Origin of the sequence: Yimella sp. NH-Cas1, assembly GCF_022359705.1 — a bacterium.
GTDB lineage: Bacteria > Actinomycetota > Actinomycetes > Actinomycetales > Dermatophilaceae > Yimella > Yimella lutea.
In genome coordinates this window covers 2,546,149-2,568,615 of sequence record NZ_JAKSGG010000003.1, presented here as the reverse complement: position 1 = coordinate 2,568,615, position 22,467 = coordinate 2,546,149, and the positions used below count along the sequence as shown (strand labels likewise).

Below are 22,467 nucleotides of genomic sequence, written 5' to 3'. Positions count from 1 at the left end.
ACAGAATCCGAACACGAAGGAGAACGAGATGAATGAGAAGACCCTGCCCGGCGTCCTCACCCGGCGTTGGCGCGCGGTGCGCGAGGGCGATGCCGAGTCCGGCATGGCCACGAGTGAGTACGCGGTCGGCATCCTCGCCGCGGTCAGCTTCGCAGTCGTGCTGATCGCGATCGTGAAGTCGGCGGCGGTCAAGACCGCGCTCACCGGGATCATCACCTCGGCCCTGTCGGTCGCGGGGTGAGCAGCGCAGCCGTCCGGGCTCGGCGACGGGACGCGGGCATGGTCTGCGCCGAGCTCGCGGCTGCGTTCCCTGTCGCGGTGTTCGCCCTTCTGCTGGTGCTCGGGGTGGCGCAGCACGCGATCACCGCCACCCGCGCGGAGGAAGCTGCGCGACTGGCCGCTCGGTCGGCGGCACGTGGCGACAGCCGGGCGGAGTCGATCAGCCTCGCCCGTCGCGCAGCGCCCGCTGCGTCCGTCGAGATCTCCGGTGAAGGCGAACGGGTACGCGTCCACGTCGTCCTGCCGGCGCGCGGGCCGACGGCCTGGCTGGTGCCTTCCGGCCGGTTCTCCGCCTCTGCGGTTGCGGCGATCGAGGAGGCACCAGGTGAAAAGCCCTGATCCGGAACGAGGTTCGGGCAGTGTGCTGATGCTCGGGGTTGTCGCGGTGGCGGTACTGCTGTTCGGTGCTGCAGCCACGTTGGCGAGCGCGCAGCAGGCTTCGGCGCGAGCGCGCACCGCCGCCGACCTCGCAGCACTTGCAGCTGCCGGCGCCGTCGCCCGAGCGGAGTCGACGGCTGCGTGTGCCGCCGCGTCCCAGGCGGCTGCTGCCAACGGTGCTGCCCTGGTCCGCTGCTCGGATCTCGGTGCGGGTGACTTCGAGGTCGTTGTCACCGTCCGGCCCCGGTCCCGCGTGCTCGGTCCGGCTACGGCTCGATCGCGGGCCGGACCGGAGGGCGCAGGTAGTCACGCACCAGCCCGAGCACCTTGATCGCACCGTCCTTGTCCAGCGGCTCGTTGCCGTTCCCGCACTTGGGCGACTGGATGCATGCCGGGCACCCGCTGCGGCAACGGCAGTTGCGCACGGCGTCCAGCGTGGCTTCGATCCACCGCGCCGGCTGACGGAATCCACTGTGTGCGATGCCGGCACCACCCGGGAACCCGTCGTAGACGACCACCGTCGGGAGGCCGGTGTCCTGGTGCAGCGCGGTCGAGACACCTCCGACGTCCCACCGGTCCGATTGGGCGACGAAGGACAGCAGGCCGATCGCGGCGTGCTCGGCGGCGTGCAGTGCGCCCGGCAGTGACGGCTCGTCGACGCCGGCCGCGGCGAGGACGTCGGCCGGCAGCGTCCACCACGTGCCCCGGGTTCGCAAGGTGTGCACCGGGAAGTCGAGCGGGTGCTGACCGATCACCTCACCGCCCGGCAGCCGCCGTAAGAACCCGGTTACCTGCTTGTGGACGACGATCTGCCCGTAGTGCCACTCCAGGTCTCCGTGCCGGCCGCCGGCCTCGACCTGCGCGATCTCGAACTGGGAGTCCGACGTCGCCCAGGTCGTCCAACCCGGGTCGCCGGGTGTGACTTCGGCCAGCGCTGCCTCGACGTCGTAGTTCGTCACGACGTAGGTCTTGCCTTGATGCACGTACACCGCACCGGTGTGCACGGTCGTCTCGGCACGATCACCGTCCACCGTTCCGAGCACCGCTCCGCTGCGCTTCTCGACGATCGCCACGGGAGTGCCGAGGTTGCCACGCAGGTTCAGATGGTCACCCGGACGGTCGTCGCGGTCCCAGAACCAGCCTCGCGGGCGGCTGCGCAGGATCCTCGCGCGGGCAAGGGTGTCGGCGAGTTGGGGCAGGCTCTCACCGAAGTACTCGACATCGTCCGGCGTGAGCGCCAGTTCGTAGGCGGCCGCCGCGAGGTGTGGTGCCAGGACGTGCGGGTTCTCCGGGTTGATCACCGACGGCTCGACCGGACGGCCGAACAGCGACTCCGGGTGATTCACCAGATAGGTGTCCAGCGGGTCGTCGGCCGCGACGAAGAGTGCCAGGGACCGCCGCCCGCTGCGACCGGCCCGCCCGACCTGCTGCCACAACGACGCGGTGGTGCCCGGCCAGCCGGCGACGATCACCGCGTCCAGGCCGCTGACGTCGATGCCGAGTTCCAGCGCGTTCGTGGCGGCCACACCGCGCAGCCGTCCGGTGCGCAGGTCTCGTTCGATCGCACGACGTTCCTCGGGAAGGTAACCACCGCGATAGGCGGCGATCTGCGTCGTCGGCTCGGTGACGTGGTGCCGCACCGAGTCGGCCACTCGTTCCACCCCGACGCGCGACTTGGCGAACGCCAGGGTCTGCACGCCGTCGTCGACCAGCCGGGTCATGAGATCGGCGGTCTCGGCGATCGCGCCGCGCTGCACCTCGCCCTGCGGTGTGTCGATCATGCCCGGCCGCCAGAGCCCGAAGGTCAACTCCTGGCGGGGAGACCCGTCATCGGTCACCGCGGTGACCGGTCGTCCCACCAGGGCGCTCGCATGGCCGGCCGGGGAAGCGATGGTCGCTGAGGCCAGCACGAAGACGGGATCGGATCCGTACCGTGCCGCCACCCGGCGGAGCCGGCGAAGGACCAGCGCCACGTGGGTACCGAAGACGCCTCGGTACTGGTGACACTCGTCCACGACCACGACCTGGAGCGAACGGAAGAACGATGCCCAGCGTTCGTGTGTCGGCAACAGTGTGTGGTGCAGCAGATCGGGGTTGCTCAGGATCAGACCCGCGTGGTCGCGGATCCAGCGACGTTCGTCGCGAGGGGTGTCACCGTCGAGCACCGCCGCCCGCACCGTAGGGATCGCCCAGGAACGGATGCGAGCCTCCTGGTCCGCGGCCAGGGCCTTCGTCGGTGCGAGGTACAACGCGGTCGCGCCGCGGCCGGTGGGTGCGTCCGCGCCCGCACTGACCGCGCTCAGCATCGGCAACTGATATCCCAGGCTCTTGCCCGAGGCGGTGCCGGTGCACAGGACGACATCCTCGCCGCTGTGTACCAGGTCGGCGGCTCGGCGCTGATGCGACCACAGTGAGGTCACGCCGGACCCTCGCACAGCAGCCTCCACCTGGGGATCCACCCAATCCGGCCAGTCACGCAGATCGGCGGGCCGACCCGGGATGGTTTCGACGTGTATCAGCCCGCCGGTGCCCGTGCCCGCGAGTCGTTCGAGGGCAGAAGCCGGCTCGAACGGGTCAGGCGCGGAACTGGTCATGGGCAAGCGTGGTCCTCGAACAACGGATAGGCGAAGTGCGCTACTTGAGCGTATGGTGCATTCGTGCGGCTCTTGCCGCGCGTGCTTGCACTGCCCTAATGACGACCATGGATGGGACCCTGCCAGTGGATCTGACGGTGACACGGCGCCAGGAAGACGGGCGCACGATTCTGCACCTTGTTGGCGAGATCGATGTCTCGACCGCTCCGAGGGTACGCGATGAGTTGAGCCGGGTGATCGCAGACGGCGGCCACGATCTCATCGTGGACCTGTCCGATGTGCCCTTCCTCGATTCCACCGGTCTCGGTGTGCTCGTCGGACGCCTCAAGGCAGTACGTCTGGTCGACGGTGACCTCGTGCTTGCGGGTGCTCAGGAGCGCACGTTGCGCAACTTCAAGATCACCGGCCTCGACAAGGTCTTCCACCTGTACGACTCGGTCGACGCCGCGCTCGCCGCGAAGGTCGAGCCGGACGCCGCTTCGTCGATGTGAACCACACCGGGCTGCACGCCGACCCGGAACTCTTCACGGCACTCGCCGCCGACCTCAGGTCGGCGGCGTTCACCGTTGACGGTGTCCAACAACGTCTCGGCCCGGTCGCGGCCGCCGCACTTCACCGCGAACAGGTCACGCCCGCGCGGCGGGTCGTCACCGACGACGATCCGCTCGACGTCCTGATCCGCTTCTTCGCCCTCGGCGACGCCGTGCCCGGTGAACTGCTGGACGTCGCGGTCCCGGGCCTGCGGTCGCACGGACTGCGTGAGCTGGGACTGCTGGCCGATGACGGGCGAGCACGATTCGACCTGCGACCGCACGCCGACGACACCCACGACTGGTGGGTCGTTTCCGACCTGTCCGAACTGGTCACCGGCGGACCCCTGCCCGACGACCACGTGCTCGGCATCGGGGGAGCCTCCACCACTCTCGCCTCCTGGACGGTGCGCCGCCCGGCGGCGCGCGCCCTCGACATGGGAGCCGGCTGTGGCGTCCAGGCTCTGCACCTCGGCGCGCACTGCGAACGGATCGTCGCCACCGATCTGTCGGCGCGGGCCGTCGAGATCCTTCGGTTCAACGCGGTGCTCAACGGCGAGCGGTGGGACGTTCGGTCGGGCTCGCTGTTCGAACCGGTGGCCGGCGAACGCTTCGATCTGATCGTCAGCAACCCGCCGTTCGTGATCACCCCACGTGTCGCCGGCGTGCCGTTGTTCGAGTACCGCGACGGCGGAATGGTGGGTGATTCTCTTGTCCGCACCGTCGTCCATCAGGTCGAAGCGCATCTCGAACCCGGCGGCGTCGCCCAACTCCTCGGCAACTGGGAGGTGCCGGCCGGCACCGACTGGCAGGACGTCGTCCGGCAGTGGCTCGCCCCGACCGAGCTGGACGCCTGGGTCGTCCAGCGCGAGACGCAGGACCCGGCCGAGTACGCCGAACTGTGGATCCGCGATGGGGGTCACCGTCCCGGTACCGAGGCGTACGAGCGCATGTATGCCGCCTGGCTGGACGACTTCGACGCCCGCGGCGTCGCAAGCATCGGTTTCGGCGTCATCACGCTGCAACGTCCGGCGACCAAGCGCCGCCGCTTCCAGGTGCTCGAAGAACACAGCGGCCCGGTCGCCTCGCCGATGGGCCCGGCCGTCGACGCCGAACTCGCGGCGCTCACCTGGTGCGCCGAGCATCCGGACGAGGTGCTCGACCAGAACTGGCGGGTCGCCGACGACGTCACCGAGGAACGGTTCGCCGCTCCCGGCGCCGACGACCCATCGGTCATCCGCATCACCCAGGGCGGCGGGCTCGGCCGGCAGCTGCACATCGACACCGCGATCTCCGCCTACCTGAGTGTCGCCGACGGCGACCTCACCGCCCGTCAGGCGCTCGTCGCCATCGCAACCCTGCTCGAACGCGACGAGCGCGATCTGCTCGAACGTGCGCAGCCGATCGTGACCCGGCTCGTGGAGACCGGCTTCCTGGTCGGCACCTGACGCGACGCCGGTGAGGTGCGCCACACCGGCGTGGGCCGATTCAGCGCAAACCTGCGGCAGGCGTTACCTTCAAGGCGGCTCGCGTCGAAGCAGCGACGAATCCGCTGCACGCAGCCGCAGACAAGGAGCACATCGAAGTGTCGCGCAAGCTGGTCATCGTCGAGTCGCCCGCCAAGGCGAAGAAAATCGGCAGCTTCCTCGGGTCCGACTACGTAGTCGACGCGAGCGCCGGTCACATCCGTGACCTGCCCACCCCGTCCGAACTGCCGGCCGACATGAAGAAGGGCCCGTTCGGCAAGTTCGCGGTCGACGTCGACAACGGCTTCGAGGCCTACTACGTCGTCGATGCCGACAAGAAGAAGAAGGTCTCCGAGCTCAAGCGCGCCCTCAAGGACGCCGACGAACTCCTGCTCGCCACCGATGAGGACCGCGAGGGCGAGGCCATCGCGTGGCACCTGCTCGAGGTGCTGAAGCCCAAGGTGCCGGTCAAGCGCATGGTGTTCCACGAGATCACCAAGGAAGCGATCCAGCGCGCCGCCAACAACACCCGCGACCTCGACACCTACCTGGTCGACGCCCAGGAGACCCGCCGCATCCTCGACCGTCTCTACGGCTACGAGATCAGCCCGGTCCTGTGGCGCAAGGTCCGTCAGGGCCTGTCCGGCGGACGCGTCCAGTCGGTCGTCACCCGGATGATCGTCGAGCGCGAGCGGGAGCGCATGGCGTTCCGGGCCGCCTCCTACTGGGATGTCGACGGCGAGTTCACGGTCAACGGTGGGCAGCAGTTCGGCGCTCGCCTCACCGGTCTGGACGGCACGCGGGTCGCGACCGGCCGCGATTTCAATGACGCCGGTGAACTCACCGCCAAGGACGTCGTCCACCTCGACTCCCAGCGCGCGAACGCGGTTGCCGAGGCTGCCCGTGCCAGCCACGCCGACGTGACCTCCGTCCAGGAGAAGCCGTACACCCGGCGTCCGAGTGCGCCGTTCATCACCTCGACGTTGCAGCAGGAAGCCAGCCGCAAACTGCGTCTGTCCAGCCGCGACACGATGCGGGCCGCGCAGCGCCTGTACGAGAACGGCTACATCACCTACATGCGTACCGACTCTGTCGTGCTCAGCGAGTCGGCGCTCACCGCTGCCCGAGCTCAGGCTCGTGATCTGTACGGCGCCGAGTATGTGCCGGACGCCCCGCGTCGATATGCCGGCAAGTCCAAGGGTGCGCAGGAGGCGCACGAGGCGATCCGCCCCGCCGGTGATCGTTTCCGCACTCCGGCACAGGTGGCCGGCGAGTTGCGCGGCACCGAATTCGCTCTCTACGAACTGATCTGGAAGCGCACCGTCGCCTCGCAGATGGCGGACGCCCGCGGCTCGACCGCGACCGTCAAGCTGGCCGTCCCGGTCGACGCGGCGGGTGCGAAGTCGGCGGAGTTCACCGCCAGCGGCACCGTCATCACCTTCCGCGGCTTCCTGGCTGCGTACGAGGAAGGCCGCGACGTCGAGCGGGGCGCCGACGGCACCCCGACCGAGCGCCGTCTGCCGAAGCTGTCCGAGGGTGTGCGCCTGGAGGTGTTGGACGCCGAGGCCAAGGGGCACGAGACCTCCCCGCCGCCGCGCTACACCGAGGCTTCGATCGTGAAGGCGATGGAGGAGAAAGGCATCGGCCGCCCGTCGACCTACGAGCCCACGATCGCCACCATCACCAACCGCGGCTACATCAACAAGCGCGGGTCTGCGCTCATCCCGACCTGGCTCGCGTTCGCGGTGACCCGGCTCATGGAGGAGCACTTCCCGAGCCTGGTCGACTACGACTTCACCGCCTCGATGGAGGAGGACCTCGATCAGATCGCCAGCGGTGACGAGCAGCGTGTTGCCTGGCTGACCAAGTTCTACTTCGGTGGACCACAGGAGTCGCGCGAGGGTCTGCGCCGGATGGTCGAGGACCTCGGTGAGATCGACGCCCGCGAGATCTCGACCATCCGGATCGGCGACAACATCGCGGTCCGCGTCGGGCGGTACGGCCCGTACGTCGAGGAGCTCGCCCCGGCGGGCATCGACCCGAACACCGGCGAGGTCACCGAGGGCGCCGAGGTGAAGGACCCGCGCCGTGCGTCCATCACCGACGACATCGCGCCGGACGAGATGACGCCGGAGAAGGCCCGCGAACTGCTCGAACAGGCCGGCGACGACGGACGCGTGCTCGGCACGGACCCGCAGTCCGGCCACGAGATCGTTGCGAAGGCCGGCCGTTACGGCCCGTACGTCACCGAGGTGCTGCCCGAGCCCGAGGGCGAGGAGAAGCCCAAGCGTGGCGCCAAGAAGGCGAAGCCGCGCACGGCGTCGCTGTTCAAGGACATGGACCTGGGCACGATCGAACTCGACACCGCGCTGAAGCTGCTCAGCCTGCCGCGCGTTGTCGGTGAGACGACGGACGACAAAGGTGAGACGGTCGAGATCACTGCCCAGAACGGCCGTTACGGGCCCTACCTGAAGAAGGGCACCGACTCACGGTCGTTGCAGACCGAGGCGCAGATCTTCGACATCACGCTGGACGAGGCGCTCGCGATCTACGCACAGCCCAAGCAGCGCGGTCGCGCGGCGGTGGCACCGTTGAAGGAGCTCGGAGAGGACCCCGCGTCGGGCAAGCCGGTCGTGGTGAAGGACGGACGGTTCGGGCCGTACGTCACCGACGGCGAGACCAACGCGACGCTGCGCAAGGACGACGACCCGTCGACGATCACGCCCGAGCGCGGGTTCGAACTGCTCGCCGAGAAGCGGGCCAAGGGACCGACCACCCGTAAACGGGCGGCGAAGAAGACAGCCAAGAAGACGACGAAGAAGGCTGCTGCCAAGAAGACGACCGCGAAGAAGGCCGCTGCCAAGAAGGCGAGCGGCTGAGGGTTCGGTGAAGTTCGGCTTGCGTCACCCCCGTAGGCAGGAAAAACCGGTCAGGATCTGTTCGGAACTACGGGGAACCGAACTGCCGGGGATGTCGTCACACAGGCAGTTCCGCTTCGACACACAGGGAGAAACAACATGTCCAGCACCGCCATGCGCAACCGCGTCGCCGTCACCTCGCTCGCACTGGTCGGCGCGCTCGGCCTGACCGCTTGCAACAGCGACACGACCGTCACCAACTCTTCGAGCACGTCGTCCTCGACCAGCTCGGAGTCCACCAGCACCTCCGAGTCGCCTTCCAGCTCGCAGACCTCGACATCCACTTCCGAGTCGAGCACGACCTCGGAGTCGCCGACCAGCTCGGAGACCTCGTCGGCGTCCTCGGAGTCCAGCACCACCGCTGACTCCGGCCCGACCGACGTCACCCCGCGTGGCACCACCTTGAAGTTCAACCAGCCGGCCGTGATCGACGAGAGCGGCAAGGTCTTCCGTCTGACCGTAAAGGAACTGAAGGTCGCCCCGGAGTCGATCTACAGCGAGAAGAACCTGAAGAAGTCCGACGGCACCGTCTACTACATCAACTTCGATGTGAGCCCGGTCAAGACCAGTGGCAGCTTCTACTCCAGTTCGGTGAACGGCCTGTGGCTGTACCCGTCCTTCGGTTCGGGCCAGAAGGCGAAGCGCATGTACGGCTCGACCGACGACTGCAAGAGCAGCTACGAGAAGATCGAGGTCGGCCAGTCCGGCAGCGGCTGCTACATCTACCAGATCACCGGTGCCACCTCGAAGACGGTGACCTACGCCAACTCCAAGAACCGCCTCACCTGGGAGTGACCCCTTCCTGAGCGGGCGATCGAGAACGGGCGGAGCCGGTCGGCTCCGCCCGTTCTTCGTGTCCGGTGTCAGCCGAAGGGCAACGGCTCACGCGTGAACTTGTAGGTGGCCCAATTCATCTGTCGCACAGCACCGTTCGAGTCACGGCGGACGACCAGGCGTTCACCCTTCTCACGCCCGGCGATGGTGCGGAAGACGTCGTCCCCCAGCTTCTCGAAGACCGACCACTTCGCGGTGTCCGGCGCACGGTCGAGCTTGGCCTGCAGTTGTCCGTCGCGGATGACGAACGTGAAGCCGGACCCTTCGGAGAACCAGCGCCCGGTGAGCTCGGTGAAGCCGTCGGGTGTCGTGGAACCGGGCATCCACGGCTTCGGCATCGCCGGATCCTCCTGTGCCACAAAGGATCCGAGCTGGACCGCTGTGACATCGGGTTCGATCGCATTGGTGGCGTTCATGAGGACGCCGGCGCTGACACCCGAGTCCGCATGGGAGAAGAAACCGGTGATGCCGCCGGGCAGGCCGCCGGTGTGGCCGAACCAGGTGCGTCCGTCCTTGCGGACGAGTTGGAAGCCCAGGCCCCAACCGCCGCCCCACGATCCGTCGACCAGCAATTGCGGTGTGGTCATCTCCTCGACGGTGTCCTTGCGCAGCACACTGTCGTCGGGATCGAGCAGGAACTGGTGCCAACGCATCATGTCGCCGAGAGTGCTGCACAACGCACCCGCGGCGGACGTGGCTCCCTTGTCCAACAACGGTTCTCGCACCGGTACATCGGTGAACGGTGCCACGTAGTACTGGCCGGAGTGCGGTGCAGCGAGCTGCAGCGTGGACCGCTTGAGTCCGATCGGGTCCAGGAGCCGGGTCTGCAGCGACTGCTCCCACTCGCGGCCGTCGAGCCGCGCAACCAGCTCGCCCAGCAGTGCGTACCCGAGATTCGAGTAGTGCCACACAAGGTGCGGTCGGCCGATGCGTTCGGCCTCGTTCCAGCCCGCGACCAGGCCCTCTCGGTCCGGGAATTGCAGTGTGTCCCAGACGTCTCCGACGGGTTCGCGCTGCATCCCGCTGCCGTGGATCAGCAACTGACGGACGGTCACCGCACCGTGCTCGACGCCGGGGAGGTGCTGGTCGAGCCGATCGTCGAGGTCGACTTTGCCCTCGTCCCGCAGCTGCATCACCAGCGCCGCGGTGAACGTCTTGGTGTTGGACGCGACCAGGAACTGGGTGTCGTCGCCGAGCGGCACGGACGGGTCGTCGAGATCGGCGGACCCGACGGCCGTCGACCACGCGATCGCGCCGTCCCGGGCGACACCCGCTACGAGTCCCGGTGTGCGACTGTCGATCTGGGCCCTGCGGGCGATTCGTTCCAGGTCTCGGGTGAGCGGTTCGGCGAGTCGACTCTGCATGGCCCGACCCTACGCCCGAGATGTTCACCTCGACGTTGCCGTGGCGTCGGACGGGTCGCGCACGATGGCTTGATACCAGGGGTGGCGACTGCAAGGGATGGCGATGAGCGACACGGCAGAGGTGAGTGTGCCCTGGCACGTCGCCGACCGCGGCTTCGTCCTCGTGCCGGAAGTCGGCGCGATCCGGTTGTCCTGGAAGCCCTTCGGTCCGGTGTCTGCCTACGAGGTGCACGGTGTGCAGGGCCGTCGGGAGAACTGGCGTCCGAACAGCGCCACCCTGCTCTCGGTGACGACCGGGACCCGTTTCGTCCACCGCGGTCTCGGTCCCCGCTCCGGCACGTGGTCCTACCGCATCATCGCGGTCACCAGTCACGGCGAACACCTCATGACCACCATCGCCGTGGCGTCCTCACGGACATCGGTCACGGTGACCGGTCGGCCGGTGGCCGTCGTCGGTGCGTTCGACGGCAACGGCCTCGACCTGGCGATCAGCACCTGGGGTTTCGTGCACTACCGGACGACGTTCCCGGCCGATGTCGACTTCCGGTACGGGTTCGACCGCCCCGACCGACGCTGGAGCTATGTGCAGCCCGGACCGGAGGACGCCTGGGCCGGTCGCCGCAGTCACCGCTTCCGGCTGCGTTTCGACCTCGACCAGATCCCTACCGACGACCTCGACCTGGCACTTTGGCTGGTGGATCGACATCCCACCCGCGCCGGCTCGGCCAGCATCGAGGTGAACGGGCAGGCGCTGGAGTCGCTGTTGTTCGACGAGACCATCGGCGAGGTGTACGCGAGCCTCGTCGTCCCGGGTTCGGGAGCCGGGCCGGCCCACTTCGAGGCGGCCGTGCCGCGCGAGGCTCTACGTCTCGGCGAGAACGTGCTCGACATCGCCAAGGACCACGGCAGCTGGATCGCATACGACGCGGTCGGCATCTTCGCCCGCTGAGCGGTCTGCGGGATCCGCAGGGCGCGTGTCGGTGGGCTCGCCTAGGCTTGCCGCCATGTCGAACGCCACCGGTTTCATCGTCTTCGAAGGTGGCGACGGCGCCGGCAAGACCACCCAGATCGAGGCGCTGGCCCAGTGGTTGCGCTCGGTCGAGCGCACAGTGGTGGTCACCCGTGAACCCGGCGGCACCCCCTTGGGCGCCCAGATCCGGCAGTTGCTCCTGCACGGCGATCACGTCGAGCCGCGAGCCGAGGCGCTGCTGTTCGCAGCCGACCGTGCCCACCACATCGCGACGCTGGTCCGTCCGGCGCTCGAGCGCGGTGACGTCGTGCTGCAGGACCGTTACCTCGACTCCTCGGTTGCTTATCAGGGGAGGGGCGTGATCTCGATGCCGACGACGTCCGCCGCCTGTCGATGTGGGCGACCCACGATCTGGTCCCCGACCTGACGATCGTCCTGGACGTCGACCCCGCCGTCGGCAGGGCCCGCCGCGGCGACTCCCACGACCGGCTGGAGCGGGAGGCGGACGACTTCCATCACCGGGTCCGTCAGCAGTTCTTGGCCATGGCGCGCCAGGCACCCGAGCGTTACCTCGTCCTCGACGCCGCACGCGACCGGGACGAGCTCGCCGGCGAGATCCGCACCCGTGTCACCGCGTTGCTCGGGATGAGGGCATGAGTCCGGCCACCGGAGTGGAGTCCGGCGTCTGGGCCGATGTCGTCGGTCAGCCCGAGGTCGTCGCCACGCTGCAGCGAGCAGTCACCACCCCGGGCTCCATGACGCACGCGTGGTTGTTCACGGGCCCGCCTGGTTCGGGACGCTCCACCGCGGCCCGGGCGTTCGCCGCCGCTCTGCAGTGCCCCGACAACGGGTGTGGCGCCTGCCGGGAATGTCGAACGGTGATCGACGGCTCGCACGCCGATCTCACCGTGTTGGCCACGCAGGGTCTGTCGATCCAGGTGCGCGACGCCCGCGAACTCGCCGTCGCCGCTCAGCACTCGCCGTCCGTCGGGCCGTGGCAGGTCATCCTCATCGAGGACGCCGACCGCCTCACCGAGCGCGCCGCCGATGCCCTGCTGAAGGCCTTGGAGGAACCGGTCGCCCGCACCGTGTGGTTGCTGTGCGCACCCAGCCTCGAGGACGTCATCATCACCATCCGCTCCCGCTCAAGGCACGTGCGGTTGCGCACCCCGTCCATCGAGGCGGTGGCCGACCTGCTCGAGCGTCGCGACGGCGTCCCGAAGGAACAGGGTCTGCTCGCCGCTGCAGCGGCACAGTCCCATGTCGGTCTGGCCAAGCGCCTGGCCAAGGACGACGCCGCCCGGGGGCGGCGCTCCGACACCCTCAACCTCGCCGGGTCCATCCGGTCGCTCGGCGACGCGATCCGCGCGGCCGAGGCACTCGACAGCCTCGCCAAGCAGGAGTCGGCAGCAGCCGCAGGTGAACGCGACGCGGCCGAACGCGAGCGACTGCTCGAGCAGCTCGGCGCCGATGCCGCAGCCCGCACCCAGCCACCGCACGTCCGTTCACAATTGGCGGCGCTGGAGAAAGAACAGAAGACCCGCGCCACGCGCATCACCCGTGATGTCATCGACCGGTCTCTGGTCGATCTGATGTCGATCTACCGCGACGCGCTGGTGACGCAGACGGGTAGCCCGGTCCCATTGATCAACCAGGATCACCGCGTCCAGGTCGAGACCCTCGCGCAGCACGCCCCCGAATCGTTGCTCGGGGCGATGGACGCGATCGGCACCGCCCGCGAGCGCATCGACGCCAACGTCCCGCCGCTGCTGGCCCTGGAAGCGATGATGATCTCGCTGCGCGTGCAGGCATGACCTGACGTAGCGTTGAGGACCATGAGCCGCACCTCACTCACCTCCTCGCGCCGAACCGGACGGTCGACGCTCGCACTGCTCGCCGCGTCCGCGCTGGCCCTCAGTGCCTGCAGCGGTGGTTCGGACGACGGGGCGAGCACCTCGTCCCCGGTCGGCTCCCAGCCCTCGTCCGGCGCCGCCACGACATCCGGTTCTTCTTCGACCGGCGCGGCGGACCCGGCCAAGGCGCTGGAGAAGTTCTACACGCAGAAGCTGACGTGGGGCGACTGCGAAGGCGTGAAGTGCGCCAAGCTCACCGTTCCGGTCGACTACGCCGACCCGGGTGGCCAGACGATCCAACTCGCGTTGTCGAAGGTCGCCGCGAAGGGCAAGGCCAAAGGCTCCCTCGTGGTCAACCCGGGCGGTCCCGGGGCGAGCGGCTACGACTACGGCGCGATGGCCGACGGGGTCGTGACGCCGAAGGTGCTCGAGTCGTTCGACGTCGTCGGGTTCGACCCGCGCGGCGTGGGGCGCTCGGCGCCGATCACCTGTGCGTCCGACGCCGAGATGGACACCATGCTCGGCATCGACCCGACTCCCGACGACAAGACCGAGCAGTCCTCGGTGCAGAAGTCGGTCGGCACCTTCGCGCAGGCCTGCAAGGACAAGGCCGGACCGCTGCTCGGGCACGTCTCCACCGTCGAGGTGGCCAAGGATCTCGACGTGCTGCGCGCCGCACTCGGCAGCGAGAAGCTGGACTACCTCGGCTTCTCCTACGGAACCTTCATCGGATCGACCTACGCCGACCTGTTCCCCCAGCGCGTCGGACGCTTCGTGCTCGACGGCGTGGTGCCGCCCGACGTCACCTCCCAGGAGATGAACCTCGGACAGGCCACCGGATTCGAGGCAGCGACCCGCAGTTATGTCGAGGACTGTGTCAGCAAGGGCGACTGCTATCTCGGCTCGACCGTCGATGCCGGCATGCAGCGCATCCGCACATTCCTGAAGCAGCTCGACGCCAAGCCGTTGCCGATCTCCGGCGAAGGCCCGGTCACCCGGTTCACCGAGGGCTGGGCCACGCTCGGTCTCGCGCTCGGGTTCTACTCCAAGGCGAGTTGGCCGTCCCTGACCGAGGCGCTGAAGGCGGCGATGGGCGGCGACCCCAAGCCGTTGATGGCAATGGCCAACCAGTATGCCGGCCGACAGGCCAACGGTGCCTACCAGGACAACTCGATGCAGGCGTTCTACGCGGTGTCGTGTCTCGACCGTAAGGCGAGCAACAACCTGGACGAATATGCAAAGGACGCAACGGAGTTCGCCAAGAAGGCGCCGACCTGGGGCAACATGCTGGCCTGGGGTTCGCTCACCTGCGGTGAGTGGAAGGTGCCGGCGACCGGCAAGCAGAAGAAGGTCACCGCCGACGGCGCCGGCCCGATCTTGGTGATCGGCAACACCCGTGACCCCGCGACGCCGCTCGCCTTCGCGCAGCGTCTGGCAAAGGACCTCAAGCACGCGCGCCTGCTCACCTTCGACGCCGACGGACACACCGCCTACGGCCAGAGCGAGTGCGTCAACGACGCCGTCGACGGGTACTTGCTGAACGGCACTCTGCCGCCGGACGGCCAGACCTGCTGACGGCGAACCTCGCCCGCACGACCGCGCACCTCGCGGGCAGTCGTACGGTTCTCGGGTGAGTTTTCGACCCGTTGCCCTGTTCGACTTCGACGGCACCCTGGCCGACACGATCCCGCTGATCGTGCAGTCCTACCACCACACCTTGGAGACCTCCGGGTTGCCGGCGGTGGACGAGGTGGAGGTGCGTTCGTGGATCGGGCGTCCGCTGCAGCCGGTGTTCGAGGAGCGTTACCCGGGCCGCGGCGAAGAGCTGACCGCGACCTACCGTGACTGGAACCTCGCCCAGCACGACGCCCTGATCGAGCGCGTCGAGGGGATGCCGGAGCTACTGAAGTCGCTGTCCGGCAAGGGGATCCGGCTCGGTGTCGTTTCATCGAAGAAGGCGTCCACCGTCCTGCAGGGATTGCGGGTGGTCGGGTTGGACGAGGCGATCGACGTGCTGGCCGGGATGGACGAGACGGCCAAGCACAAGCCCGAACCCGACCCGCTGCTGTTCGCCGCCGATGCTCTCGGTGCCGACCCGTCGGATTGCGTGTACATCGGTGACGCGGACGTCGACGTGCTGGCCGCTCGCGCGGCGGGCATGGCGTCCGTCGCGGTGACCTGGGGTGCCGGTACGCGCGAGGTGCTGGAGTCACTGGACCCCGACGCGATCGTCGACACGGTGGACGAACTGCGGGAGTTCCTGCTCAGAGGCTGACCCGTGCGGCCTTGGCGTTGAGGTAGCGCTGCTCGGGGATGCTGTGCGTCAGGCTCGCCGCGAGAGCGAACGCCGCCGCGGGCCGGCTCATCCTCCCCGGCGAGTTCGAGCAGGTGCGCGCGGGTGGCATGGAGTCGGTGGTTGCCCCGTTGTGCCGGGTCGGCGAGCAGCGGTCGGTCGGCGCGGTGAGCCCGGCCTCACGGATCGTGGTCTTCGCGCGACTGATCCGTTGCCCGATGGTCGCCGAGGGCATGAGCAGCTGATCGTCACTGGTCCTCGCCGCCGGGCCACATCGTCGGCCGCAACTCGATCGTCTCGCCCGGACCGGCGAACTTCACCGCGACTTCTTCGGCGCGAGCGCGGTCCTGCACATCGATGAGGAAGAAGCCGGCGAACTGTTCCTTGGTCTCGGCGTACGGGCCGTCGGACGCGATCGGGTCGCCGTTCTTGACCCGGTAGAGGGTCGAGGACTTCGGGTCGCCCAGTGCTTCGCCGCCGATCAGTTCACCCTGCTTGCCCAGTTCCTCCAGGAACGCGTCGGGCGTCCACCCGTGCTGTAGTTCGCCGGCGTCATGCATCCCGAACGCCGGAATCTCGGGATCGTCGTGGCCATGGGGCTTCGAACTGCAGCAGTTTGCGTACGACTCACCGTGGATTCCGAAGTGGATCGACGAAGAAAGGCCCCCGGCGGACCGGGGGCCTTGACTGAGCCGCTTGTCGGAATCGAACCGACGACCTATTCATTACGAGTGAATCGCTCTGGCCAACTGAGCTAAAGCGGCGCCGCAACCGGCAGCGCGGACGCGCACGGATGCGATCAGCGAGTATACGCGCCGGGTGTGTATCCGCCGAATCGAGCGGCCGGACTACGGCCGATCGCTCGGGGCTGCGATCATCGAGGGGTGAACGAGCTCGCCATGTTGCCCGCGAAGTCCGAAGCTCTCGGGATGGGACCGACGTTCATCATGTTCTCGATGGGGTTCGTCGCGATCTTCGTGATCATGGTGATGATCGGCGAACGCCGTAATCGCAACAAGCCGCGTCAGGAGCCGATCCGCAAGCCGGTGCTGGTGCAGAAGGACGAGGAGCGCAAGCGTCGCAAGGAGCAGGGCGACCTCTGAGTGCTGCCGGGACGACACCGATCCACCACTGCACGCCGAGTGGGCTCGGCATCGCAGCGCACCTTGGTTGAGCCGCGCTGCCTCCTTCGTCGGCAGCGCGGCTCAACCAGCGGCGTGGGTGGTTCGGCTCAGCCAGCGGAATCTGTAGCGCGGCTCAGTCAGCGTTGACGCGCTCGATGATCGCCTCGGCGACGTCGTCCGTGCGGGTCTCGGGCAACCAGTGCCCGGCCGGCAACTCGATGAAGTGGTACGGCCCGTCGCAGAATTCCTCGGTCTTCTCCGCCGCCGCACGGCCGAGTGCGAAGTCCTTGCTGCCCCAGATGTAGGTCGCCGGGATCGACACGTGCTTTGCGCCGCCGCCGTCCGACTTCTTGCGTCCGGGCTTGGCGTTCGCGACCAAGGAGGCGCGGCTGGACAAAGAGCGGTACCAACCCAGCGGTCCGTGCAACGACTCGCGGGTGCTGAAGCGAGCCACGTAGCGATCCGCGTACGAGTCGGGAAGTCCGGTGCGGGAGAACATCTTTCGCATCCCGCGCGACATCTGCAGTTCGGGCAGGAAAGGCACCTGGAACGCTGCCATGTACCAGCTCTTGCGCCACTGCCCGCCGTGCTGCAGTGCCCAGGCCATCGCAGCCGGGTGCGGCGTCGACAACACGGTCACCGTCGAGACCAGGTCGGGCCGGTGCGCCGCCATCGACCACGCGACCGCGCCTCCCCAGTCGTGCCCGACCAGGTGCACCTTCTCGGCGCCGCTCGCCTCGACCAGTGCCGCGATGTCGCCGATCAACTCACGGATGTCGTACGCCGCCCGACCCTTCGGCGTGGCGCCGGGGGAGTAGCCACGCTGGTCGGGGGCAAGTGTGCGCAGCCCGGCGTCGTTGAGACGACCTGACACACCCGTCCATGCGGTGCCATCCTGTGGGAAGCCGTGCAGCAGAACGACCACCTCACCGTCGCGGGGGCCGCTGTCGGTCACGTCGAAGACCAGTCCGTCACGCGCGAAATTCTTCATGGGGACGAGCCTGACACGTCGAACCCACAAAGGAGGACGAAGTGAGCACGGCGCCGGTTGCGTATCCACTCGGCGGACGACGGGCCTGGTTCGTCTGGGGCGCAGCGCTGCTGGTCTACGTGCTCGCCGTCTTCCACCGGGCCTCGCTCGGCGTCGCGGGGGTGCTCGCTGCCGAACGCTTCCACATCACCTCGGCGCAGCTGGCCGCTTTCACCATGGTGCAGCTGCTGGTCTACGCCGCGATGCAGGTGCCGGTCGGAGCGATGCTCGACCGCTTCGGCTCGCGCGCCCTGCTGACCACCGGTCTGGCGATGATGACCCTCGCACAGGCCGGGTTCGCGTTCGCCCACACGTTCGGAGCCGGCGTGCTCGCGCGGGTGTTCGTGGGCATGGGGGACGCGATGGTGTTCGTGTCCGTGCTGCGACTGGTCGCGCTGTGGTTTCCGCCGGCGCGGTCCGCGATGGTCACCCAGGCGACCGGATGGGCCGGACAGGTCGGCTCGATCCTTGCCGCGGGTCCGTTGTCGGCCGCCCTGCACACGTACGGCTGGCAGCGATCGTTCCTGATCGCGTCCGGTTCCGGTGTTGTCGTCGCGATCGTCATGCTGCTGGTCGTCCGCGACACCCCCTACCTCGACCCGAATCGCACGAAGCTGCGCATGCGCGCTGTCGGACGCGCGTTGCGTTCGGCCTGGCGGACGCCGGGTACCCAGCTCGGCCTGTGGTGCCATTTCACCGCCCAGTTCAGCGCGACGGTCTTTGCGATGATCTGGGGATTCCCGTACCTGACCGTCGGATTGGGGATGTCCTCGGGGAGGCGAGTGCCCTGCTCACGCTGATGGTGATCACCGGGATCATGGTCTCGCCGTTCATCGGCGGGTTCACCGTCCGCTTCCCGTATTCGCGATCGACGCTCGTGCTCGGCCTCGTCCTCGCCATCGTGGCGACGTGGACGGTCGTGCTGCTGTGGCCTGGACGGCCGCCGACCCCGCTGATCGTGCTGCTCGGCATCATGATGTCGATCGGCGGACCCGGATCGATGGTCGGCTTCGACCTCGCCCGCACCTTCAACCCGCCGGACCGCATCGGCTCGGCCACCGGCATCGTCAACGTCGGTGGGTTCACCGCATCCCTGTGCACCGTCGTCCTGATCGGCGTGGTGCTCGACCGTGTCTCCCCGGGTGGGCCTGCGACCTGGACCAACAACAGCTTCCGAGCGGCGTGGTGCGTCCAGTACATCGTCTGGACGATCGGCATCGTGCAGATCGTGCGGCTGCGTCGTCTGGCCCGGGCGGAGATCGACACCAACCCCGAGATGGAGCACCTGCGTCGCCGGATCTCCAAGCGGCACGGCTGACCAGCCCGCCGCCGTTACGCTCGCACCTGACGTACGAGCGTGCGGAAGGGAAGCAGTGCTGAAACGAGTGTTGGCCGGTGGCGCCGTCGTTCTGCTGGCTGTCGGCGGTTACGGCGTGCTGGACGTTCACGACAAGGTTCCCGGCATCCTCACCCTCGACAGCACCAGCCCTTCACCCGTGCCATTGCCCTCGCAGGCCACCCCGGCGCCGTCGTACCCGGCTCCGAAACCGCCGTCCGCGCCGCCCGCAGTGCCCGTCGCGTCCGGGCAACCGTTGAGCGCCCCGCAGGTGGCCGCTGCGTTGAAGGGACCGCTCGCGTCCAAGAGCTACCTGAAGGACACCTCGGTCGTCGTACGCGACGCGGCGACCGGCGCGACCCTCTTCGACCAAGGCGGCGCGCGCGCCCTCATCCCGGCATCGACCACGAAACTGCTCGCGGCCTGGGCTGTCGCCACGACCATGGACCTGAACAAGCCGTTCACCACGAAGGTGGTCGACGACGGCGGACAGCCCGTGCTCGTTGCCGGCGGAGACACGGTCCTCGCGCCGGGCAAGGGTGATCCGAACCAGATCGTCGGTCACGCCGGCGTCGCCGATCTCGCCGCACAGGTCGCGACCGGGCTGAAGAAGCAGGGTCGCACCTCGGTGACCGTCGGCCTCGACACCACCACCTACGCACCCGGTCCGGACGCGGTGAGGACCTGGCACCCCGACTACCTCGGGATGGGATTCTCGGCCCGGATCGCGCAACTCGGCCTGTCCACCGAGCGCTCACAGCCCCCGAAGCCTGCCGCAGCCGACCCGAACAGGTCGGTGTTGAACGCGTTGGTCTCCGAACTCGGCAAGCGCGGCATCACCGCGGTCGCCGGCGGCGAGGTCAAGTCCGCAGCCGGAGTCCCCGTACTTGGGTCGGTGCAGAGTGCCCCGTTGATCGACGTGCTCGGTCAAGCGATGCGTGACAGCGACAACGCGATGATCGAATCCCTCACGCGCGCAGCTGCGTTCGGTCAGGGCGTACCCAGTGACTCTGTCACGACATGGGTGAGTTCTCTGCTCGAGAAGGACGGGTTCGACACCACCGGCGTGAAGCTCGCCGATGTCAGCGGACTGTCCGACGGCACCACGATCCCGGCGAAGCTGTTGAGCGACCTGCTCGTTGCCGGCACGACCGGAAGGAGCAAGCCCTTTCAGGAAGTGCTCGCCCGCGAGTCGGTCGCTGCCTGGAACGGCACCCTGCACGACCGCTACTCCCTCGACTCCGACAAGTGGGCCGCCGGTGAGGTGCGGGCCAAGACCGGCAGCCTGCCCGACGTCAGCTCACTCGCCGGCACGGTCGTCACCGATTCCGGACGCCTTCTCGTCTTCGCGATCATCAGCAACGGCCCGATGAACGGGGCCGGCGCGTGGGGCGTCCGCGCCGCGATCGACAACACCGTCGCGGCGCTCGCGAAGCTCTGACCGAACCGTCGCTTAGGTTGGCTGACATGTCGTACGTGGATTGGACCGTCGCCCGCCGCATCGGACGACGCGTGGCCGTTGACGGCCCGACCGTGAGTCTGGGGGAGGCGCACGCCGTCACCGAGGATCTTCGAATCGCGGCAGAACGCGCCTACGAGCCGGTCGCTTCCACTGCTCGCCTCGACACCGCCGGTCATCCGCACTCGCCGGTGCACGTCGTGGACCGGGGCACCTGGATCGACGTCAACGTCAACTCGTTCGCATCGCTGACCGACCCGGTGATGGACAAACTGCTGGCCAAGCGGGCCGGCGGCCGGGCCACCCGGGCCGTGACGTCCAAGGTCTCCGGCACCGAGGCCGGCGGGTTGCTCGGATTCGTCTCGTCGAAGGTGCTGGGCCAGTACGACCTCGCCCCCGGTGGACAGCCGAGCCTGCTGCTCGTGGCTCCCAACATCGTTGCGGCAGAACGAGAACTGAACGTAGACAGCCACGACTTCCGGCTGTGGGTGTGCCTGCACGAGGAGACCCACCGAGTGCAGTTCACTGCCGTCCCATGGCTGCGTGATCACATGATCGACAGTTCGAGGTCACTGATGGTCGACCTGGTGCCCGACCCCGAGGCCGTGCCGCAGAAGCTGAAGGAGATCAGCTCTCGGTTGCCGGCCGCGCTCAAGGAGGGCGGCAGCGGGCTCGCCGACGTGTTCGTCACGCCCGAGCAGCGCGAACGGGTCGCTGCGCTGACCGCCGTCATGTCGCTGCTGGAGGGCCACGCCGATGTCGTGATGGACGACGTCGGCCCTCAGGTCGTGCCCAGCGTCGAGGAGATCCGGCGCAAGTTCGACCAGCGGCGCAAGGGTGCCGGCTCGGTCGACCGGTTGTTGCGCCGATTGCTCGGGCTCGAGGCCAAGATGCGGCAGTACCGCGACGGCGCCGTCTTCTGCCGCGCGGTGATCGACAAGGTCGGTGTCGACGGACTCAACGAGGTCTGGACCTCACCGGAGACCCTCCCGACCGCCGTGGAGATCACCGAGCCCGAACGCTGGCTCGCCCGCGTCCATGGCTGAGTGGTCGGTCAGCGGTGCCCGGGCCTGACCCCGCGGTCGCCGCCATCCGGTTGGCCGTGCGGACCGCGCTGCGGGACAACGGGTTACGCCGGGTGATCCTCGGGTGCTCGGGCGGCGCAGACTCCACGGCCCTGGCTGCCGCCGTCGCCTTCGAGGCACCCAAGCTGGATGCAGAAGCGCTGGCGATGGTCGTCGATCACGGGCTCCAGGACGGCTCGGCACAGATCGCGCAGGACGCGGCCGAACGCGTCCGCCGCCTCGGACTGTCCGCGCAGGTGGTCGCGGTCGAGGTCGCCGACAGCAAGGACGGTCCGGAGGCGGCAGCCCGCGCAGCACGGTACGCGGCGCTTCGAGAAGCCGCGGGGCGGACGGAAGCGGACGCAATCCTGCTCGGCCACACCCAGGACGACCAGGCGGAGAGCGTGCTGCTCGGGCTCGTGCGGGGGTCCGGGCTCCGGTCCATCGCGGCGATGGCACCGGCCGGGCACGGCCTCGTCCGACCGCTGCTGCGCATCAGCCGACAGCAGACCCGGCAGGCGTGCGCGGCCGAGGGATTGGTGTTCTGGGACGACCCGCACAACGACGACCCACGCTTTTCCCGGGTGCGTGTGCGTCGCGCGCTCGCCCATCTCGAAGGTGATCTCGGTCCGGGATTGATCAAGGGTCTTGCCCGCACGGCCGACCTCGCCCGCCAGGACGCCGACCACCTCGACGCCGAAACAGCAGCGCTGCAGGACCGCCTGGGTGGTGCGCCGTGGCCGGTGGAGGAGTTGACGGGCGTCCCGATCGCGATTCGCACCCGGTGGTGGCGCGGAGCGCTTGCGGCGCAGGGCGCGGTCATCGCCGACCTGTCCTCGACACACGTGGCGTCCCTGGAGACCCTGCTCACCGGTTGGCGCGGGCAAGGACCCGTGGACGTCCCCGGACGGCTTCGGGTGCGACGAGGCACCGGGCAGATCCACGTCGAGCCCAGCGGTCAGGTTGAATAGGCCC

General features: G+C 68.5%; 22 protein-coding genes, 1 tRNA gene and 1 pseudogene. 18 read left to right on the top strand and 6 right to left on the bottom strand.

The window, feature by feature from the left end; genetic code table 11:
* Positions 1-28 precede the first annotated feature (28 nt).
* From MF407_RS12690 to MF407_RS12680, 3 genes are read left to right on the top strand one after another with little or no spacing between them, the layout of a single operon-like run.
* Positions 29-241: a DUF4244 domain-containing protein gene (locus MF407_RS12690; protein ID WP_239702498.1), complete on the top strand. Its 213-nt coding sequence runs from the start codon at positions 29-31 to the stop codon at positions 239-241.
* On the top strand, positions 238-618 hold the full coding sequence (locus tag MF407_RS12685) for a TadE family type IV pilus minor pilin (RefSeq protein ID WP_239702497.1): 381 nt from the start codon (positions 238-240) through the stop codon (positions 616-618). The genes MF407_RS12690 and MF407_RS12685 overlap by 4 nt, the downstream gene beginning before the upstream one ends.
* Positions 605-988, top strand: coding sequence for an Rv3654c family TadE-like protein (locus MF407_RS12680; RefSeq protein ID WP_239702496.1), 384 nt, complete (start codon positions 605-607; stop codon positions 986-988). Before MF407_RS12685 ends, MF407_RS12680 begins: the two co-directional genes overlap by 14 nt.
* Here MF407_RS12680 and MF407_RS12675 read toward each other — a convergent pair.
* Positions 924-3,251 carry a DEAD/DEAH box helicase gene (locus MF407_RS12675; RefSeq protein WP_239702495.1) on the bottom strand — a complete coding sequence of 776 codons (2,328 nt, stop codon included), beginning with the start codon at positions 3,249-3,251 and terminating at the stop codon, positions 924-926. The two genes, MF407_RS12680 and MF407_RS12675, sit on opposite strands and share 65 nt — an antisense overlap.
* A gap of 125 nt (positions 3,252-3,376) precedes the next feature.
* Here MF407_RS12675 and MF407_RS12670 point away from each other — a divergent pair, with 125 nt between their 5' ends.
* The 4 genes from MF407_RS12670 (at position 3,377) to MF407_RS12655 (ending at position 8,960) form a co-directional block, all read left to right on the top strand.
* On the top strand, positions 3,377-3,742 hold the full coding sequence (locus tag MF407_RS12670; RefSeq protein WP_239702914.1) for an STAS domain-containing protein: 366 nt from the start codon (positions 3,377-3,379) through the stop codon (positions 3,740-3,742).
* The gene (locus MF407_RS12665) at positions 3,739-5,229 is read left to right on the top strand and encodes a class I SAM-dependent methyltransferase (RefSeq protein ID WP_239702494.1); all 1,491 of its coding nucleotides are present in this window, start codon (positions 3,739-3,741) and stop codon (positions 5,227-5,229) included. The genes MF407_RS12670 and MF407_RS12665 overlap by 4 nt, the downstream gene beginning before the upstream one ends.
* Positions 5,230-5,366: 137 nt before the next feature.
* Positions 5,367-8,126: a type I DNA topoisomerase gene (topA, locus tag MF407_RS12660; protein ID WP_239702493.1), complete on the top strand. Its 2,760-nt coding sequence runs from the start codon at positions 5,367-5,369 to the stop codon at positions 8,124-8,126.
* A 138-nt stretch (positions 8,127-8,264) separates the two neighbouring features.
* The gene (locus MF407_RS12655; RefSeq protein WP_129624175.1) at positions 8,265-8,960 is read left to right on the top strand and encodes a hypothetical protein; all 696 of its coding nucleotides are present in this window, start codon (positions 8,265-8,267) and stop codon (positions 8,958-8,960) included.
* Between the two features lie 68 nt (positions 8,961-9,028).
* Here MF407_RS12655 and MF407_RS12650 read toward each other — a convergent pair whose 3' ends face one another.
* Positions 9,029-10,363: a serine hydrolase domain-containing protein gene (locus MF407_RS12650; protein ID WP_129624174.1), complete on the bottom strand. Its 1,335-nt coding sequence runs from the start codon at positions 10,361-10,363 to the stop codon at positions 9,029-9,031.
* Positions 10,364-10,466: 103 nt separating this feature from the next.
* Between MF407_RS12650 and MF407_RS12645 the strand changes: the two genes are divergently transcribed.
* The 5 genes and pseudogenes from MF407_RS12645 to MF407_RS12625 all read left to right on the top strand — a co-directional run bounded on the left by MF407_RS12645 (position 10,467) and on the right by MF407_RS12625 (position 15,461).
* Positions 10,467-11,312 (top strand): polysaccharide lyase family protein, encoded by an 846-nt coding sequence (locus MF407_RS12645; protein ID WP_168990099.1) that lies wholly within the window; start codon positions 10,467-10,469, stop codon positions 11,310-11,312.
* A gap of 55 nt (positions 11,313-11,367) precedes the next feature.
* Positions 11,368-11,990 (top strand): annotated as a pseudogene (gene tmk, locus MF407_RS12640) (dTMP kinase).
* Positions 11,987-13,147 (top strand): DNA polymerase III subunit delta', encoded by a 1,161-nt coding sequence (locus tag MF407_RS12635; RefSeq protein ID WP_129624171.1) that lies wholly within the window; start codon positions 11,987-11,989, stop codon positions 13,145-13,147. The pseudogene tmk and the gene MF407_RS12635 overlap by 4 nt, the downstream one beginning before the upstream one ends.
* Before the next feature lie 21 nt (positions 13,148-13,168).
* Positions 13,169-14,761 carry an alpha/beta hydrolase gene (locus MF407_RS12630; protein WP_129624170.1) on the top strand — a complete coding sequence of 531 codons (1,593 nt, stop codon included), beginning with the start codon at positions 13,169-13,171 and terminating at the stop codon, positions 14,759-14,761.
* A gap of 55 nt (positions 14,762-14,816) precedes the next feature.
* Positions 14,817-15,461, top strand: a complete 645-nt coding sequence (locus tag MF407_RS12625; RefSeq protein ID WP_129624169.1) for an HAD-IA family hydrolase — start codon at positions 14,817-14,819, stop codon at positions 15,459-15,461.
* Here MF407_RS12625 and MF407_RS12620 read toward each other — a convergent pair.
* The 3 genes from MF407_RS12620 to MF407_RS12610 all read right to left on the bottom strand — a co-directional run bounded on the left by MF407_RS12620 (position 15,451) and on the right by MF407_RS12610 (position 16,243).
* Positions 15,451-15,714 carry a hypothetical protein gene (locus MF407_RS12620; RefSeq protein WP_129624168.1) on the bottom strand — a complete coding sequence of 88 codons (264 nt, stop codon included), beginning with the start codon at positions 15,712-15,714 and terminating at the stop codon, positions 15,451-15,453. The genes MF407_RS12625 and MF407_RS12620 overlap by 11 nt on opposite strands.
* 13 nt (positions 15,715-15,727) lie before the next feature.
* Positions 15,728-16,039: a YciI family protein gene (locus tag MF407_RS12615; RefSeq protein WP_239702492.1), complete on the bottom strand. Its 312-nt coding sequence runs from the start codon at positions 16,037-16,039 to the stop codon at positions 15,728-15,730.
* 130 nt (positions 16,040-16,169) lie between these two features.
* Positions 16,170-16,243 (bottom strand) — tRNA-Thr (locus tag MF407_RS12610).
* Between the two features lie 120 nt (positions 16,244-16,363).
* Between MF407_RS12610 and MF407_RS12605 the strand changes: the two genes are divergently transcribed.
* A complete protein-coding gene (locus MF407_RS12605; protein ID WP_141927524.1) occupies positions 16,364-16,582 on the top strand; it encodes a hypothetical protein in 219 nt (72 codons plus the stop codon).
* A 154-nt stretch (positions 16,583-16,736) separates the two neighbouring features.
* Here MF407_RS12605 and MF407_RS12600 read toward each other — a convergent pair whose 3' ends face one another.
* Complete coding sequence (locus MF407_RS12600) at positions 16,737-17,594, bottom strand: alpha/beta fold hydrolase (RefSeq protein ID WP_239702491.1); 858 nt, start codon at positions 17,592-17,594, stop codon at positions 16,737-16,739.
* Positions 17,595-17,635: 41 nt separating this feature from the next.
* Between MF407_RS12600 and MF407_RS12595 the strand changes: the two genes are divergently transcribed.
* Genes MF407_RS12595 through tilS form a run of 5 tightly spaced genes read left to right on the top strand, consistent with a single transcriptional unit; the run spans position 17,636 to position 22,463 of the window.
* Positions 17,636-18,433, top strand: coding sequence for an MFS transporter (locus tag MF407_RS12595; RefSeq protein ID WP_239702490.1), 798 nt, complete (start codon positions 17,636-17,638; stop codon positions 18,431-18,433).
* Complete coding sequence (locus MF407_RS12590; protein WP_239702489.1) at positions 18,433-18,951, top strand: MFS transporter; 519 nt, start codon at positions 18,433-18,435, stop codon at positions 18,949-18,951. The genes MF407_RS12595 and MF407_RS12590 overlap by 1 nt, the downstream gene beginning before the upstream one ends.
* Before the next feature lie 55 nt (positions 18,952-19,006).
* Positions 19,007-20,410 (top strand): D-alanyl-D-alanine carboxypeptidase/D-alanyl-D-alanine-endopeptidase, encoded by a 1,404-nt coding sequence (gene dacB, locus MF407_RS12585; protein ID WP_239702488.1) that lies wholly within the window; start codon positions 19,007-19,009, stop codon positions 20,408-20,410.
* Between the two features lie 26 nt (positions 20,411-20,436).
* Positions 20,437-21,474, top strand: a complete 1,038-nt coding sequence (locus tag MF407_RS12580; protein WP_129625167.1) for a zinc-dependent metalloprotease — start codon at positions 20,437-20,439, stop codon at positions 21,472-21,474.
* Between the two features lie 14 nt (positions 21,475-21,488).
* Complete coding sequence (gene tilS / locus MF407_RS12575; protein WP_129625168.1) at positions 21,489-22,463, top strand: tRNA lysidine(34) synthetase TilS; 975 nt, start codon at positions 21,489-21,491, stop codon at positions 22,461-22,463.
* The last annotated feature ends 4 nt before the right edge of the window (positions 22,464-22,467 follow it).